The organism is Reyranella sp., assembly GCF_030651995.1.
Taxonomy (GTDB): domain Bacteria; phylum Pseudomonadota; class Alphaproteobacteria; order Reyranellales; family Reyranellaceae; genus Reyranella.
On record NZ_JAUSBN010000035.1, the window covers coordinates 135,567 to 151,675 of the forward strand.

19 protein-coding genes are annotated in these 16,109 nt (G+C 65.4%); 14 read left to right on the forward strand and 5 right to left on the reverse strand.

The window, feature by feature from the left end; translation table 11 throughout:
- Positions 1-15: 15 nt before the first annotated feature.
- Positions 16-2,157 carry a DUF3141 domain-containing protein gene (locus Q7V45_RS09855; RefSeq protein ID WP_304850844.1) on the reverse strand — a complete coding sequence of 714 codons (2,142 nt, stop codon included), beginning with the start codon at positions 2,155-2,157 and terminating at the stop codon, positions 16-18.
- A 202-nt stretch (positions 2,158-2,359) separates the two neighbouring features.
- On the opposite strand from Q7V45_RS09855, the gene Q7V45_RS09860 reads away from it, so the two are divergent.
- The 9 genes from Q7V45_RS09860 to Q7V45_RS09900 all read left to right on the forward strand — a co-directional run bounded on the left by Q7V45_RS09860 (position 2,360) and on the right by Q7V45_RS09900 (position 7,982).
- Positions 2,360-2,581: a hypothetical protein gene (locus Q7V45_RS09860; RefSeq protein WP_304850847.1), complete on the forward strand. Its 222-nt coding sequence runs from the start codon at positions 2,360-2,362 to the stop codon at positions 2,579-2,581.
- Positions 2,582-2,597: 16 nt separating this feature from the next.
- A complete protein-coding gene (locus tag Q7V45_RS09865) occupies positions 2,598-2,936 on the forward strand; it encodes a hypothetical protein (protein ID WP_304850850.1) in 339 nt (112 codons plus the stop codon).
- 21 nt (positions 2,937-2,957) lie between these two features.
- Positions 2,958-4,052 carry a calcium/proton exchanger gene (gene cax, locus Q7V45_RS09870; protein ID WP_304850853.1) on the forward strand — a complete coding sequence of 365 codons (1,095 nt, stop codon included), beginning with the start codon at positions 2,958-2,960 and terminating at the stop codon, positions 4,050-4,052.
- Between the two features lie 7 nt (positions 4,053-4,059).
- Positions 4,060-4,509, forward strand: a complete 450-nt coding sequence (locus Q7V45_RS09875) for a potassium channel family protein (RefSeq protein ID WP_304850856.1) — start codon at positions 4,060-4,062, stop codon at positions 4,507-4,509.
- A 231-nt stretch (positions 4,510-4,740) separates the two neighbouring features.
- Positions 4,741-5,352 (forward strand): Crp/Fnr family transcriptional regulator, encoded by a 612-nt coding sequence (locus Q7V45_RS09880; RefSeq protein WP_304850859.1) that lies wholly within the window; start codon positions 4,741-4,743, stop codon positions 5,350-5,352.
- Positions 5,353-5,518: 166 nt separating this feature from the next.
- On the forward strand, positions 5,519-6,154 hold the full coding sequence (locus tag Q7V45_RS09885; protein WP_304850862.1) for a hypothetical protein: 636 nt from the start codon (positions 5,519-5,521) through the stop codon (positions 6,152-6,154).
- A 169-nt stretch (positions 6,155-6,323) separates the two neighbouring features.
- The gene (ppk2, locus tag Q7V45_RS09890) at positions 6,324-7,136 is read left to right on the forward strand and encodes a polyphosphate kinase 2 (RefSeq protein WP_304850865.1); all 813 of its coding nucleotides are present in this window, start codon (positions 6,324-6,326) and stop codon (positions 7,134-7,136) included.
- A gap of 36 nt (positions 7,137-7,172) precedes the next feature.
- On the forward strand, positions 7,173-7,610 hold the full coding sequence (locus Q7V45_RS09895; RefSeq protein ID WP_304850868.1) for a hypothetical protein: 438 nt from the start codon (positions 7,173-7,175) through the stop codon (positions 7,608-7,610).
- Between the two features lie 39 nt (positions 7,611-7,649).
- Complete coding sequence (locus tag Q7V45_RS09900; RefSeq protein ID WP_304850871.1) at positions 7,650-7,982, forward strand: hypothetical protein; 333 nt, start codon at positions 7,650-7,652, stop codon at positions 7,980-7,982.
- Between the two features lie 26 nt (positions 7,983-8,008).
- Here the strand turns inward: Q7V45_RS09900 and Q7V45_RS09905 are convergent, their stop codons facing one another.
- A complete protein-coding gene (locus Q7V45_RS09905; protein WP_304850874.1) occupies positions 8,009-8,419 on the reverse strand; it encodes an avidin/streptavidin family protein in 411 nt (136 codons plus the stop codon).
- Between the two features lie 128 nt (positions 8,420-8,547).
- Here Q7V45_RS09905 and oxlT point away from each other — a divergent pair, with 128 nt between their 5' ends.
- Complete coding sequence (gene oxlT / locus Q7V45_RS09910) at positions 8,548-9,783, forward strand: oxalate/formate MFS antiporter (protein WP_304850879.1); 1,236 nt, start codon at positions 8,548-8,550, stop codon at positions 9,781-9,783.
- 3 nt (positions 9,784-9,786) lie between these two features.
- Here oxlT and Q7V45_RS09915 read toward each other — a convergent pair whose 3' ends face one another.
- Positions 9,787-10,764: a tripartite tricarboxylate transporter substrate binding protein gene (locus tag Q7V45_RS09915; protein ID WP_304850883.1), complete on the reverse strand. Its 978-nt coding sequence runs from the start codon at positions 10,762-10,764 to the stop codon at positions 9,787-9,789.
- A gap of 36 nt (positions 10,765-10,800) precedes the next feature.
- Between Q7V45_RS09915 and Q7V45_RS09920 the strand changes: the two genes are divergently transcribed.
- On the forward strand, positions 10,801-12,078 hold the full coding sequence (locus tag Q7V45_RS09920; RefSeq protein WP_304850886.1) for an NAD(P)-binding protein: 1,278 nt from the start codon (positions 10,801-10,803) through the stop codon (positions 12,076-12,078).
- Entirely contained in the window at positions 12,068-12,397 is a 330-nt protein-coding gene (locus Q7V45_RS09925) for a hypothetical protein (RefSeq protein WP_304850889.1), read from the forward strand. The genes Q7V45_RS09920 and Q7V45_RS09925 overlap by 11 nt, the downstream gene beginning before the upstream one ends.
- Here the strand turns inward: Q7V45_RS09925 and Q7V45_RS09930 are convergent.
- Together Q7V45_RS09930 and Q7V45_RS09935 are read right to left on the reverse strand one after the other, a co-directional pair.
- Complete coding sequence (locus tag Q7V45_RS09930; protein ID WP_304850892.1) at positions 12,394-12,831, reverse strand: VOC family protein; 438 nt, start codon at positions 12,829-12,831, stop codon at positions 12,394-12,396. The genes Q7V45_RS09925 and Q7V45_RS09930 overlap by 4 nt on opposite strands.
- A 15-nt stretch (positions 12,832-12,846) precedes the next feature.
- Positions 12,847-14,388 (reverse strand): DHA2 family efflux MFS transporter permease subunit, encoded by a 1,542-nt coding sequence (locus Q7V45_RS09935; RefSeq protein ID WP_304850895.1) that lies wholly within the window; start codon positions 14,386-14,388, stop codon positions 12,847-12,849.
- A 45-nt stretch (positions 14,389-14,433) separates the two neighbouring features.
- On the opposite strand from Q7V45_RS09935, the gene Q7V45_RS09940 reads away from it, so the two are divergent.
- Entirely contained in the window at positions 14,434-14,883 is a 450-nt protein-coding gene (locus Q7V45_RS09940) for a MarR family winged helix-turn-helix transcriptional regulator (RefSeq protein WP_304850898.1), read from the forward strand.
- Entirely contained in the window at positions 14,880-15,980 is a 1,101-nt protein-coding gene (locus Q7V45_RS09945; RefSeq protein ID WP_304850901.1) for an HlyD family secretion protein, read from the forward strand. The genes Q7V45_RS09940 and Q7V45_RS09945 overlap by 4 nt, the downstream gene beginning before the upstream one ends.
- Positions 15,981-16,109 lie beyond the last annotated feature (129 nt).

Here is a 16,109-nt window from a genome sequence, read left to right on the forward strand (position 1 = left end):
TCTCTCAAGTCCGCGCTAGGGTCGGGTCGCAGCGAAAAGCTGGCGAAGGCGGGCGATGCGCTCGGTGCCTTCCGGCGGCAGGTCACCGGATGCCCCGAGCACCTGCTCGACGACCTGCCATCCCTGCGACCGCAAGTGCGGATCGTCAGGCAACAGGCGTGGGATGGCCCGAGCCGCCCGTTCGTCGTCGAGATACAGCAGCAAATACTGTTCGCGGAACAGCGTCTTCAGCTCGTCGAAGCTCAGGCGCCGGTTCACCGGCTGCATGCGCCGCACGGCCTGCAGTACCGCAAAGCCACGCTCGTCGGCACTTCGTTGGGGCCGGCGCACATACATGATGGAACGGATGACGGCCTCGACCAGGCCCCCGACCTCGAACTTCTTCTCCAGCTCCGCGCGCCAGGCCACGGCAATGGCCTCATGGGCGCGATCCGGATGGCGCGGCTCCGGTGCCTCCGGGGGCGCCAGTCCCACCATCGCCTGGAGAGCGGGCGAGCCGTAGGTCCCGAGGAACATCGCCTCGGTCATGGCATCGCGGGTCAGGCGGTAGCTCTCCCAGCAGGTGGAAATCCAGGTCGAGGCGACCTTCTCCATCGTCAGCAGCGGATTGTCGGGCGAGACGGGCCTGCGGTCGGCGCGGATCGAATCGGCCAGCGGCTTGACCGGCGCCATGAACGGATTGCGATCGGAAAAGGCGGCGAACCGCATGCGGTGCGGATGGGTCTCGGCCAGCAGCTCGGCCGACGGCGCGCTGACCATCGCCCGGACGGCCGGCTGGGCGAAGGTCCGGTACAGGCCGGTGTTGATCTCGGAAACGCGCGCCACGGTGGCGAACCGGCGCTCGTCCTCTTCGCTGTTCGCGCCGAGGGCACGGATGTCGTCGAGCGTGCGCGCTTCCAGCCGGAACAGGTACTTGCCGCTGATCAGACCGGGGTTGGCGGTCTTGTCGTCGATCTCTGTGATGACGGCCTCGTACAGGCCGGGCGGCAGCAGGTCGATCATCTCCATGCAGGAGGCGAACTCGGCATGCTCCCTTGTCGCCACCTTGCTCGATACGAAAATACCGAGATGGCCGATCGTCTGGTGCAGCGTGTAGACGATGGTCTGGCCGTTGACCACGATCTCTTCCTCGTGATCGTAGAGGTCGGTCACCCAGCCCAACGCCTGCTGCGGCGGCGTGATGTTGTCACCCCAGGAACACAGAACGATGATCGGCGAGCGGATGTTGCGCAGGTCGACCCGAGTTCCGTCGGCCGTGAGAATCTCGCCCGAGGTGAGCTTGTTGCCGACGAAGAGATTGTCGGCGATCCACTGCATCTCGCCGGCGTTCAGCGTCACCGGGTTTCCCCACCAGGTCTCGAAGTCGAGGAAGCGCGCCGCTTCGGTATCGGCCTTCGAATAGAGATTGTAGGGCTTCTCCCAATAGGTGTTCGCCGGGTTGAGCGACTCGAAATTGGCAACGAGGTTGGCGCCGTCGAACGTGCCGTTGCCGAGATCGCCGGCGAGCGCGGTGAGCCATGTGCCGCCCAGCGTGCCGCCGAGGTAGCGCATCGGATTGCGGCCCCGTACGCCCGCCCAGTAGGAGAGGGGCGAGCCCGCCAGCAGGATGGGGCCGAACAGGTCGGGCCGGATGGCGGCGGTCATCATGATCTGCCAGCCCGCCTGGCAGTTGCCGACCACCACCGGCTTGCTTTCCGCGTCGGGATGGCGCGCGGCGACGGCTTCGAGGAACGCGGCCTCGGCGACGCAGACATCGGCGATCGTCTGCTCCGGCATCGGCCTGGGCAGGAAGCCCACGAAATAGCAGGCGTGGCCGGCGGCAAGGGCGACGCCGATCTCGCTCTCCTGTTTCATGCCACCGATGCCGGGGCCGTGCCCCGCGCGCGGGTCGACCACCACATAGGGCGGCTTGGCCGGGTCGATGACCGTGCCCTCGGGAGGGGTCACGCTGACGAGAGCGTAGTTCACCGGCCGGGGCAGGGTGCGCCCGTCGAGCACCACTTCGAAGGCGAAGCCCAGCACATGGGGCGCATTCTGGGCTGCCCGTGTGACGAAGGTGTTGCCGCGCTCGCGCAGGACATCGAGCGTCAGGATCGACCTCTGCCAGGCATCGAGCCAGTATTCCTGGAAGATGTTGAGATTGGGCTGGTCTGCCATTTCGGCGATCTCCAGGTTCCGGAAGGTCCGCCCTTGATCCCCTTTATGCTGCACCGCGTCATTGACCTTGATCAAGTGAACAGACGATGTCGAACGGACTCGAAGGGAAGCCCTTGCATGTCGCTGGGCGGGTTTTGATTTTAGTCAATACGAGGCGCGCCGAGTGGCTTCACAATGGCTTGGCTGAAGGGGAGACATCGTGATGCGGTCGATCGTTTTGTTGATGGCCGTGGCAGGCATGACCGGCGGCTGCGACCAGTTCGAGAGCATGTCGCCCGGGCAGAAGGGGGCGGTCACGGGAGCTGCCCTCGGCACCGGCATCGGCATGGTTTCCGGCGGCAGCTTCGGACAGGTGGTGGGAGCCGGCCTGATCGGCGGTGCTGCGGGCTACATCGGTGGCACGGTCATCGGCAACAAGAACTGAGCCCGGAGGACACCGCATGACAAGCAGTACGCCTGCCGCACTGGCCGTGCTCGGCATTCTGGCCACCGGCTCTTTAGTCGCATTTGCGCAGACCGCGAGCCTCAGCTTCGAGAGGGTCGCCTACGTCACCTGCCGCGAGGCCCATATTCTGCCGCCGGACCAGCGCATCGCCCTGACCATCTTCCTGGCCGACCATGTCGCCCGGCATCGCGGTGTCACGATTCCCGATGGCGAAATGGGCGTTCAACTCGCCAGCCTCGTCCGCGGTGGCTGCACGCTTTCCCCCGATGCCTATCTCTTCACGGTGATCGATCGGGCGATCGCCGTTGAGTGGCGCCGGGTTCCGAAGCGCTGACGACTGAACCGGAGCAAAGCCATGAATACGGTACGCCGCGTGCTGGCCGAAGCGCCGCTGTCCTGGCTGCTGTTCGCCGTGCCGATCGCTGCCTGGATGCACCATGCGCGGCCTGAGTCGCCCCTCCTGGTCTTCGGGCTGGCCTGTGTCGCGATCGTGCCGCTGGCCGGCCTGCTGGGCGTGGCGACGGAGAAGCTGGCGACACGTCTCGGGGAGGGGATCGGCGGCTTTCTCAACGCCACCCTGGGCAATGCCGCCGAGCTGATCATCGCCCTGGTGGCGCTGCGGGCCGGCATGCTCGATGTCGTCAAGGCGTCGCTCACCGGCTCGATCATCGGCAATCTGCTGCTGGTCCTGGGAGCGGCGTTCCTGGCGGGCGGCCTGCGCTACAAGATCCAGACCTTCGCCACAATCGGCGTGCGAACGCAGATCGGCATGATGGCGCTGGCCGCCATAGCGATCCTGGTGCCGTCGGTCTTCGCCGCGACAGGTTCAGGTGAAATGGCGAGCCGCTCCGTCGCTTTCAGCGTCGTGGTCTCGGCGGTACTGCTGGTCGTGTATGCGCTCAGCCTCCTGTTCCTGCTGCGCACCCATGCCGATCTCTTCCGCGGCGAGGAGCAGGCCGGCGAGGGGGAGCCTCACGGAACGACCTGGCCGGTCTCGCTGACGGTCGGTGTCATGGGCGGCGTCACGCTGCTGATCGTCTGGATGAGCGAGATCCTGGTCGGCACCGTCGAGCATGCCTCCGCGGCCCTGGGCCTCTCTCAACTGTTCGTCGGTGTCGTGGTGGTGGCGGTGGTCGGCAACGCAGCCGAGCACAGCACCGCGGTGCTGGTCGCGATGCGCAACCGCACGGAGATGGCGATCGGCATCGCCATCGGCAGCAGCACGCAGATCGCCCTGTTCGTCGCGCCGCTGCTGGTCCTGCTCAGTCTCTTCGTGGCGCCGGAGCCGCTCACCCTGGCCTTTTCCGGCGTCGAGGTGTTCCTGGTCATGGCCGCGACCTTCGTCGCCTCGATCCTGCTCCTCGACGGCAAGTCGACCTGGTTCACCGGCGTCCAGCTCATTGCCGTCTACCTGGTCATGGCGATCACCGTGTTCGCGATTCCGGTGTAGTCGGACCATGCTGCTGCAGTTCGTCGTGGGAGCAGCCGCCTGCATCTGCAACATTGCGATTCACGCTCTGGTCATGCTGGTCGTGGTGCGCGTGGCGCGGGGCGCCGCCGGAAGCACCCGGCTGGGACCCTCGCTCCTGCTGATCACGATCATGGTGGCGACGGTCTCGGTCCTGATGATGGCTCACGGCCTCGAGGTTCTTGTCTGGGCATTGACCTACGAGATGGTGGGGGCCGTGCCTGCAGGCGCCGACGTTCTCTACTTCGCCTTCGTGAACTATACGACGCTGGGATACGGCGACGTCGTTCCCGTTGAGCGGTGGCGGCTGATCGGGCCGACGACGGCGATGTGCGGTGTCCTGATGTTCGGCTGGTCGACCGCGGTCATCTTCGAGGTGCTGCGCCGGGCCCTTGCGACCGTCTCGGCGATACCTCCACCGACCGTTCCGGCACGCTGATCCGCCTCCTCCGGTGGCACGTAAGGCTGCTGGGTTCGTTAGATGGCGGAGTAATGACTGGCATGCTATGTGTGAATAGTGCGTAACGGTGCAGTTCCCGGTCGGCCTCTCAGGTTCGTAGTGCCGCAACCGCTCAAGATTTCGTCCCCCCTGCCATGTGACTCGTGCGTCGGGCGGACTCTGAACCTTTGCGGAGCTCTGGACGATGCCCGGCTCGAACATCTGCTTTCGTTGGGCGGAATCCGACAGTGGAAAAGGCATGAGACCCTCTATCGCGCCGGAGATCGGATTGGCGCGCTCTTCAAGATCCGCAAGGGCATTGTCGCGGTTTCGCAGACGCTCGATGACGGCCGGCGGCAGATCATGGCCTTGCGCGTGCCCGGCGATTGCGTCGGCTATCTCGACCGGGACGGCCGATATGCCTTCGAGGGGCAAGCGCTGACCGACGTGGAGGCATGCACCTTCGATCGCCGAAAGTTCGACGCCTACGTCGCTCAGCATCCCGACCTGGGAGCCGCTCTCGTTGAGGCGCTGTCGAGCACGCTGAAGCAGTCCGGCATGCTGTCTCTGGTGCTCGGGCAGCTTCGGTCGACAGAACGGGTGGCTTACTTCCTGGCGGAGATCAGTGCGCTCTACACCGAGCGGCATGTATCGGCCGCACAACCGCTGAAGTTGCATATTGGCCGGCATGAGATCGCCGACTATCTCGGGCTGACGATCGAGACGGTGAGCCGCTCCATCGGTAAGCTCAAGCGGCGCAACATCATAGCCGTCGTCGAAACCGGTGAAGTCGTAATCCTCGATTTCGAACGGCTGCGCGAGGCTGGCAAGGTGGCGGGCTAGGGCCGTGGGCGAAAGGACTTCACAACCGGCCCGTCCTGATGGTTTGATAATGATCAAGGACAGGTCCTTTCCGGTGGGCAAGGCTCACTGTACTGATGCGCGAAACCCCCTGGCCGGGGCAGGCTCGGGGAGGACTGAGATTTCAACCCGAGGGGAGAGACCGACAATGACCTATTCATCCCGCCGCGAGGCCTTGAAGCTGCTGGCCGGTGGCGCGCTTGCCGCAGGCGGCGTCTCCGTGTTCGCCACGACGGCTTCTGCGCAGGAGTTCGTGGTCACCAACAACTACCAGAACTTCAAGCGCGGCAAGATCGACGGGCTGCATCCTGATCGCCGTATCCTCAACATCACCTGGGAGGACATGGGCCGCATCAAGATGCGGGCTGCCGACCTGGTGACCAACTACCCGTCGCTGCGCGAAGGCATGATCGTCGATTGCAACTATTTCGACCATATCGACGTGCTGATCGCCAAGAAGTCGCCGCAGACAGACGCCCAGGCCAAGGCATTGATCGACAAGGGCGCTCAGTTGACCGGTATTCCCGGCGCGCGCGAGCCGATCCGCATGTGGAGCATGTCCGGCATGGTCACCAAGGTCACCCCGGAGAATGGCGGCCTGTGGCTCATCAATGCGTCGAACGGCAGGCCGGAAGAGCCGTCGCCCAACAGTGGCGAAGTCATCACCATGCCGCAGGTGCAGACCGCGGCCGGCAAGCAGGCCTTGGGAATGGTGAAGCCCGGTGACGTCGTCAACACCGTTTGGACGCACCAGACGGCGATCGCCGTGAAGATCATCCGCTAGGACGGTAGCCGCCCGTTCGGGTGGCAGGGACAGGGAAGCCGGGCGTTGCAGGTCATGCAACGCCCGGTTTTTTTGTCCGGCCTACATTGGCGAGGCCTCGATTGATCAAAATCAAGGGCCAAGCAGGCGATCGAGGGTAGCGTACAACCTCACGCCCACCGAGGTGCACATGCCAAAGAAGAGCGGTCACGGCGCTGTTCCCGACAAGCTCAAGCGCAAGATCTACGAGAAGGAGCTTCGCGAGCTGCAGGTCGAACTGTGTCGCTTGCAGGAATGGATGAAAGTCTCCGGCGAGCGCGTGGTCATCGTGCTTGAGGGTCGCGACGCTGCGGGCAAGGGGGGCACGATCAAGGCCCTGACGGAGCGCGTCAGCCCCCGCGTGTTCCGCGTCGTCGCGCTGCCTGCGCCGTCCGACCGCGACAAGACCCAGATGTATAGTCAGCGCTACGTCGAGAGGTTTCCGGCCGGCGGCGAGATCGTGATCTTCGATCGCAGCTGGTACAACCGAGCCGGCGTCGAGTACGTGATGGGCTTCTGTACCCCCGAGCAGCATCAACGCTTTCTTGAGATGTGCCCGCTCTTCGAAAAATACGTGATCGAGGGTGGCTTGCGACTCATCAAGATCTGGCTCGAGGTCGGGCAGGAGGAACAGGACCGGCGCTTCAAGGCGCGCATAGAAGATCCCGTGCGACAGTGGAAACTGAGCCCGATGGACATCGAGTCCTACTCGCGCTGGTACGACTACTCCAGGGCGCGTGACCTGATGCTGAAGCACACGGACACCGAACACGCGCCCTGGCACATCGTCCGTTCCGACGACAAGAAGCGCGCCCGGCTGAACGTCATCGCGCATATCCTGTCACAGATCCCCTACAAGACGGTGGATCGCGCCAAGGTGAAGCTGCCGTCGCGCTCCAGCAAGCGTGCGTACGACGACCAGTCTTCGATCGCCGATCGCCGCTACGTGGCGGAGAAATTCTAGGCGCAAACGCCTTTGTCCCCATCCAAGGAGAGAAGAATGTCCAAGCTGATGAGTGTCAAGGAACTGCACATGAAAATGGCCGAGGTCGAGGGTGCCAAGGCCTCGGCGGCGCTGAAGGCGCACGAGGCGGCGGAGGCGGAAAAGAAGGCCTTCATCGATCATCTTCTTGCGCCGTCGGGCCTGACCGACGAGCAAGCGGCGCAGAAGGCCTCGATCATCATCGGGCGCGCCATGGAGAACGGCCTGACATCGGTCCAGGTGCTCCGCTTTCCCAACCACATCTGCACCGACGGCGGCCGCGCGATCAATCAGGTCGAGGAGGGATGGGAGACGACCCTCACCGGCCTGCCCAAGGAGATCTACGACTACTGGAAGCGCCAGCTGCGCCCGCTCGGCTACCACATCCGCTATCACATCGTTGATTATCCGGGCGGCATGCCGGGCGATGTCGCGATCACCCTGAGCTGGGGCTGAACTTGCCAGGCCGGGGGATCGGTGGGAAGTCGCGCCGGATTGGTCGCTCAGCAGACTGGTAGTCCGTTCGTCGGCACCTGGCAGGGCGATGTCCCGGGAATCGGCGAAGCCACCCTCATCATCGTCGCCGTCGACGGGGAAGGTCGCGTCGAGGGCAGGATGGAACTCGCGCTTAAGGGATTTGACTCCACGTTCGCCGACAAACCCGATTCCGTGAAGCGCACAAATCAAGGCACCGCTTCCGACGGGACACTCACCATCGAGGCGGCTTTGGGAGGACGCTACGTCCTGCGGCGCTCGGGCAACGAACTCAGCGGCAGATATACCCGAGGGACGACCTTGGACGTCCCCGTGACACTACGGAAATCCTGACGAGCCGGGTGGGTGGCGCGCTCAGATTATCGGCGGGTGTAGGAATCGGAGCCGGTTCGTATCCTCGAGGCACCATATTCATCGTAGGTCAGCACCCATTCGACGCCCAGGCGCCCTTCATTGAAGTAGCCGGTCCAGGAAGTGATCGACGTGCAGTCCACTGACGCATTCTTCCAGCGGACGGTGTAGGAGATGCGCGAGCCGTCCATCCAGCCGACGAGAGGGAAGGCGACACCGGCACATTTGTAGCCGGGCGTGCTGCTGGCATAGGTCCCGGTAACGCTTCCATCCGCTCCGATCGACTGAATGACCAACGTCGAGCCGTGATCGTTCACCCAGGTTCCGGTTATGGAAGGCGGTTGGGCGCTTGCCGGCTGTGCTGCGGCGCAAAGGGCTGCCAGTGAGAGTCCGAGGATCGACGCGAGGGGCCGGCTCATTTACGGTCCGTTGGATAGTTGCAGGGCCCTAATGCATCCCAAGTCGTTCCGTCTTTCCAGTGAAAACTAGCCGCGCCAATGTCCAGTTCCTGCCAATCCCGCGATAACCGATCCCTGCAGGGACGAACATGACGGCCATCCTTCGCAATCGCTGGATCCAGCTCCTGGCCGGCATCGTCTGCATGGTGATGATTTCCAGCCTCCAGCATGGCTGGACCCTGTTCGTGCATCCGATCAACGCCAAGTACGAGTGGGGCCGCGCCGCCATTCAGATCGCCTTCACGATCTTCATCCTGAGTGAGACTTGGCTGGTTCCCTTCGAGGGCTGGTTCGTCGACAGGTTTGGGCCCCTGCCGGTCGCGCTCGCAGGTGGCGCACTTGTCGCAATTGCGTGGAGCCTGAACTCGGTCGCCGATTCGCTGCCGCTGCTTTATCTCGGCGCGGCGTTGGGCGGCATCGGCGCGGGGTGCGTCTATGGCACCTGCATCGGCAACGCGCTGAAATGGTTTCCCGACCGACGCGGGCTGGCGGCCGGCTTGACGGTCGCGGGGTACGGCATCGGGTCGGCGCTCACCATCATCCCGATCCACCACACGATCTCCCATCACGGCTACGAGGCCGCGTTCCTCTGGTTCGGCCTGGGGCAGGGCCTGCTGGTCTGCCTCGCGGCCCTGGCGCTGCGCAAGCCGGAGGCGGAGACCCTGGCGATCCCGGAGCGCCTGCCGCATGCGCTGCACGACCACACGCCGGGCGAGGTGCTGCGCTCGCCGCTCTTCTGGGTGCTCTTCGTGATGTCGCTGCTGGTGACGGCGGCCGGGCTGACCTTCACGGCCAATCTCGCCGGAATCGCCCGCAGCCTGGGGGTGGCCGACGTGCCGGTCAGCATGCTGGGCCTGACCCTGCCGGCACTGACCTTCGCGCTGACCTTCGATCGGGTCACCAACGGCATCGCGCGGCCGCTCTGCGGCTGGCTCTCGGACTATATCGGCCGCGAGAACACCATGTTCTTTGCCTTCACCCTGGGCGCGCTCAGCATCCTGGCCTTTGTGCGTTGGGGCGACGAGCCGGTGATGTTCGTGCTGCTGGTCAGCCTGGTGTTCTTCGCCTGGGGCGAGGTGGCCAGCCTGTTTCCTGCAACCTGTACCGACTATTTCGGCTCGGGTTATGCCACGACCAATGCCGGCATGTTGCATACGGCGAAGGGTTTCGCCGCCATGCTGGTGCCGTTGGCGGATCCGCTGGTCCGGGCGACCGGCGACTGGCAGATCGTCTTCGCGCTGGCCGTTGGCGCGAACGCCGTCGCGGCAGTGCTGGGTATCGCCGTGCTGCGACCGATGCGGGCGTCGTGGCTGCGGCGGGAGTAGCGACTATTCGGGCTTCAACAGGCCGCTCTTCTGCAGTTCCTCGATCACCGCGTCTTCCTTTTGCAGGAAGACGGTGAGCTGCTGCGGGGTGAGCGCCTCGGTCTCGGCGCCGAGACCGTTCAGCTTGTCCTTCACGGCGGGGTCCGCAAGCGCGTTCGCCACGGCCTCATTCAGCTTCTTCACGATCTCGGGCGGTGTGCCGGCCGGCGCCATGAGGACGATCGGCGTGGTGCTGGCGAAATCCTTGACGCCCGTTTCCTGCAGCGTCGGAACGTCGGGAAGCTGGCTGGCGCGGCGCGCCGTCGTCACGACGATGGCGCGCAGGCGCCCGCCGCGGATATGCCCGATCGAAGCCGGCACCTGGTCGATCACCGCATCGATCTGACCGGCCAGGAGATCGTTCAGCGCCAGTCCATTGCTCTTGTAGGGGATGATGTTGAAGCGCACGTCGAGTGCCTTCTGCATCTGCAGCAGGGCGAGATGATTGGTGCTGCCGTTGCCGGGATGCCCGATCGTGAGCTTGCCGGGATTGGCGCGCAGATAGGCGAGCATGGCCGGCCAGTCCTTTATCGGACCGTTGACGTTGACCACGATGTCCATGGGCGAGGTGCTGAGAAGCGCCACCGGCGCGAAGCTCGCCAGGGTGTAGGGCGGCTTGCCGCCGGTCATGCGTGGGCTCACGAGAAACGTGCCGGTGGAGCCCAGGACGAGCGAGTAGCCGTCCGGCGGTGACTTCGCGACGGCCTCGGCACCGATCGCGCCGCCCGCGCCGCCGCGATTCTCGACGATCACCTGCTGCCCCAGCGGCTTGGCCAGCGCCTCGGCGAAGAGACGGCCCGTGAGGTCGGCATTGCCGCCTGGCGCAAATGGCACGACGAGACGGATCGGCTTGTCGGGATAGGCGGCCTGCGCAACGGCGCGGCTGGCCGGCAGGGCCGCCAGCAGGGCGGTGATCGCCGTGCGTCGTGTCAATGAGTTCATTTCCTGAAACCTCCCGTCGCCGTCTATTGTTGCCGCATGATAACCGAGGGCAGGCTGGGCGCACGCGCCGTTATCGTCGGAGCAGGCATTTCCGGGCTCGCGGCCGCGGCGGCGCTCGCATCGTTCTTCGAAACGGTCGAGCTTCTCGACAAGGATGAACTGCCCCGCACGCCCCGTCCGCGAAAGGGCGTTCCGCAGGATCTGCAGGTCCACATCCTGTTGAAGGGTGGCGAACTGGCATTCGAGAGCCTGATCCCCGGCACACGCGCGGCGTTGCTGACTGCCGGAGCGACCGAGGTACGCCAGACCGAAGACGCCTCCATTTGGGAGCGGGATGGCTGGCACGCGACACGCGATCTGGGTCACAGCCAGCTGATGATGAGCCGGCCGGCTTTCGAGCGCGTGCTGCGACGGCAGGTGCTGCGGCTCGGCAATGTCGTGATCAGCGATCGGACACCGGTCGAGCGACTCCCATCCGGCGGCGATCTGACGGTGATCGCGACGGGGCGAGGGGACCGGCTGCTGGCCGGTGTCGAGGCGCCTGAGACGGTGCTGGGAATCGAGGTGAGCTACAGCTCGGCGCGCTTCGCCAAACCGGAACGCTTCCGGGGCGAGGAACGCTTCATTGCCTGCATCCCCCAGCCGCCTGACGATCGCTACGGCCTCGTCTGTCCCATCGAGAATGACGAGTGGCTGATCACGCTCTGCAGCCGCTTCGGCGAGAGGGTGCCGGACGATCTCGATGGCTTCCGCGCCCATGCCGAGACCCTGCCGATGCCCGACATCGCCGAGCGTCTGCGCGAGGCCGTGCCGCTGACGCCAGTCCGCGGCTATCGTATCGCCGAGGCACGGTGGCGGCATTTCGATCGCGGGGCGGATTTGCCGGCGCGCGTGTTGCCGATCGGCGACTGCATATCGAGTTTCAACCCGACCTTCGGACAAGGCATGTCGGTCGCGGCCGGCCACGCCGTCGCCCTGCGCGACGTGCTGGCGAGTTGCGGCGGAGATCTCGACGGCGTCGCGGCGGCCTACCTGCCGCGGGCGGCCGAGGTGAGCCGACAGGCCTGGTCGCTCGCCGCGATGGTCGATCTCGAATACCCACGCACGAAGGGCGAGCGGCCGCCGAACTTCGGAAAGATCGTGACCGGCACCGAAGCGATGCGGCGGGCGGCTGCGCTGCATCCCGAGGTGCAGCTTCTCCGCTTCGAGATCGGCAATCTGGTGAAGCCGGACTCGTCAGCCCGCAACGGACCGGCGGCGCGTCTGGTCGCCCGCGAGATGGCCCGTGCCGGAGGACGGCCGCGTGAGCGTTGAACCACACCCCGATTTCGACGCGTTGCGGCGGGAAATGTGGGCACGGCGGAAGCAGGCCAGGGCAGCGGTGCGGGCCTACAATCGCGCTTCGTGGATACGCTTCTCCGCCTTGTTCATCCCGGTGCCGCTGGTCGTCGTGACCTTCCGCCTCTACCTCGAGGCCTGGCACTACTACGTTCTGGGCGGCGCCTTCATCTTCTTCGCAGCCGTGCTCTACGTGCTGGACGACCGAGCAGCCGACCGGCGGGAAGCGGCGCTCGAGGCCGCGAGGAATGCGCGGGCGGCCTACCAGGAAGCGCGGTCAGCGCCGCTGGCCTAAAGACGATTGCGGGCCGTGCATCGGCATTTGTCGACCTGGTGCAGCTCAACCATGTTGCCGCACGGATCGTTGAGGAAGAGCTGCAGCGAATCGGGACTCGTGAGACCTTCGATCGCCCAGTATTTCATGCCCAGGCGTTCGAGCTCCTTGCGGCTCTCGACGATGTCGGCGACGGCCAGCGCGATATGCGGCAAGGTCGGGTCCTGGCCAGGCCCCTTGGCAACCGGCGAGGGCTGGTTGCCGCCGAACAAGTGGATCTGGCCGACCTCGCCGACATTGATCCAGAGACCGGGAATGCCGGGAATGGTCGGCCGGCCTCTGTCGCGCTGCAGGCCCAGCACGTCGCTGTAGAAGCTGGCGGTGTCCTCCAGCTTCTCCGCGCCGGTGTCGAGCCGGTAGCCCGTGTGATGGATTTCCAGGACCTTGATCGCCATGCTCGTTTCCTCCCTTTATCTTCTGGCGCGCCGGCCGATCAGCAGGATCAGGGGAATCGCCATCGCCGAGGCCGCAGTATAGAGGCCGAAGGCATTGATGTAGCCGATCATCGCCGCCTGCCGGTTGATCTCCCTGGACAGTTTCGCGAGCCCCGACACGGTTTCGTAGTCCCAGCCACCCGTGACCCAGGGCAGGGCCAGCGACTTGTTGTAGGGGTTCACCAGCTCGACCATGCGGCTGTAGTTGGTGCTGGTCGCCCGCACGATCTCGGCGACGCAGATCGAAATGAAGAAGCTGGAGCCGATGTTGCGCAGCAGATGATAGACGGCCGTGCCCTCGGCCAGGTTGGCGCCGCTCATGTTCGAGAAGGTGACCAGGGTGAGCGGTACCCAGATGACGCCGACGGCAATGCCCTGCAGCAGGCTGTTCAGCATCAGCGTCGTCATGTCGACGTTGAGGTCGATCGCCATCAGCCAGACGCCTGACAGGATCTGCACGGCGAATCCCGCGATCAGGCCGATGCGAGCGTCCATGCGGCCGACGAAGATGGCGAGGAAGAATCCGATGGTCGCGCCGACACCGCGCGCGGCGATGACCTCGCCGATCAACGCGTCGGGGAAGCCGGCATGCTGCTGCAGGAGCGGCGGCAGCAGCACCATCGGCGTGAAGTTCAGCATACCGTAGATCAGCACCAGCACGAGGCCGATCGAGTAGTTGCGGTCGAGGAGAAGCTTCAGATTGAGGAACGGCCGCTCTGCGGTGAGGCTGTGTACAAGGAATATCCAGAACGAGACGACGGCGATGAAGGTCTCGATCTGGATTTCGGCCGAATCGTACCAATCGAGCCGCTGGCCACGCGACAGCACGAGCTGCACGCAGGCGATGGCGACCGAAAGCGACAGGAATCCCGTCCAGTCGAGCCGGGCCTGGCCGGTCGGCCGGTCGTAGGGCAGGGTGAGGCGCAGCCCGATGAATGAAATCACGCCAACGGGCACGATCATGTAGAAGGCCCAGCGCCAGCTGTAGATCTCCGACAGCATGCTGCCGACGGTCGGGCCGATCACCGGGCCGATGACGACGGCCATGCCGAAGATCGAGGTCACGAGGCCCTGCTGACGCTTCGGAAAGGTGTCGAGCAGGATGGTCTGGGACAGCGGGATCACCGGGGCGCCGAGCGCGCCCTGCAGGACGCGCCACAGGATCAGGCTCTCCAGCGAATCGGCCAGGCCGCACATCAAGGTGGTGAGCGTGAAGGCCAGGACGGACCAGATCATGGTCTCGCGGCGGCCGAAGCGGGCCGTCAGCCAGCCGGTCATCGGCGTCGCGACGGCGGTGGCCAGGATGTTGAAGGTCATGGCCCAGGCGATCTCGTCCTGGGTGGCCGACATGGTGCCCTGCATCTGCGGCAGCAGGGTCGAGGCGATCAGCAAGGTGGTCGCGTAGAGGGTCGAGCCCAGGACGACCATGACGAGAATCAGGATCCGCCTGCCCAGCGAGGTTTCGAATTCCTCGGAGGCAGGCGGGGCGGCGTCGGCGGTTGTTTCGCTTGAACTCATGGCCTGGGCTATTATAGCCTAGGCAACAATCTCGAGCGAGCAGCCTTGGGCCCCGACGACGACGAATATATCGGCTACGTACTCTCCGACGTTGCGCGCCTGATCCGCACCGTGTTCGACCGGCGCGTGCGCGACATCGGGCTGACCCGCGCCCAGTGGCTGGTCCTCACGCGTCTCTATCGTCGACCCGGCGCCAGCCAGACCGAACTCGCCGACATGCTGGAGATCGATCGAGCCAGTGCCGGCCGCATGATTGACCGCATGCAGAAGAACGGCTGGGTCGAGCGGCGCGCCGATAGCGACGACCGCCGGATCAATCGGCTGTATCTCACGGCCGACGCCCGGCGCGCGCACAAGGACATGTGGGCGGTCGCCGAGGCCACGGTCGACGACGCGCTGGCGCCGCTCTCCACCGCCGAACGCGAGCAGTTCACGCGGCTGGCGGCACGGGTGAAGGGGCAACTTCAATCGATGGCGGGAGCGCACGGCACATGAGCCGCCGCCCGGTTCCCGTGCTGCGACTTGTGCTGCTGTTTGCTGTGCCCCTGCTGGCGGTCGGCGGGGCGGGCTGGTGGTGGCTGTCCGGCGGTCGCTACGTCTCGACCGACAACGCCTATGTGAAGGCCCATATCGTCCAGATCGCGCCCGAAGTGTCCGGCCAGGTCCGGCGGGTCCTCGCCCGGGACCATGCCTCGGTCGCGGCCGGCGCTCAGTTGTTCACCATCGAGTCGAGGCCCTTCCGGCTGGCGCTCGACAGCGCCGAGGCGGAACTCGACTCGGCGCGCGCCCATGTCGAGAACCTGCGCGGCATCTGGCGTGAGGCGATGGCCGAACTGTCAGACGCTGAAGCGCGTGCCGACTACTTCCAACGGCAGGCCCAGCGCCAGGAGGAGCTTGCGGCGAAGGGCGTGGCCTCCGCCAGCAAGCGCGACGAATCGCAGAACGACGCGCGCGCAGCGGCCGATCGCGTGGCCACGGCGCGTGAAAAACTGCGGCGCGTACTGGCGGCGCTGAACGGCGATCCGCAGCTCGCCGTCGAGGCGCATCCGCTGGTGCGCGAGAAGACGGCGGCGCGCGAGCGAGCCGCGCTCGATCTCGCCCGCACGACGGTACGGGCCCCGGTCGACGGCGTGGTGGTCAACATGCGCCTGCAGCAGGGCGAGCAGGTCAAGGCGGCGACGCCGCTCTTCTCGCTGGTCGTGCTGAGCCGGCCCTGGGTCGAGGCGAACTTCAAGGAAACCGAGCTGACCCATGTGAAGGTCGGTCAGAAGGCCACCGTGGTGCTCGACACCTATCCCGACGTGACGTGGGAGGCGCTGGTCGAAAGCGTGAGCCCGGCGACGGGCGCAGAGTTCGCGATCCTGCCGCCGCAGAATGCCAGCGGGAACTGGGTGAAGGTCGTGCAGCGCCTGCCGGTCAAATTGCGGCTGCTGCCCCATGTCGGGGAACCGCCGCTACGCGCCGGCATGACCGCGACGGTGAAGATCGATACCGGCCGCCAGCGCGATCTCACGAGCCTGCTGGGCGGAACGAAGGACGCGCCGCCAGCACCCACGTCACCGCCGCACGACGTCACCGCACATTCGAAGTAGCGAAGCAGAAACTCCGTCGTCTTGAGCGAAGCGCCCCCTCGGATGCCTCGGGGCAGGCTCCGTCGCGCAGTCGAAAGACCTCTATTTGTTTCGATACACCGTGCGTCGGGAAAGAGGTCCTTCGACTGC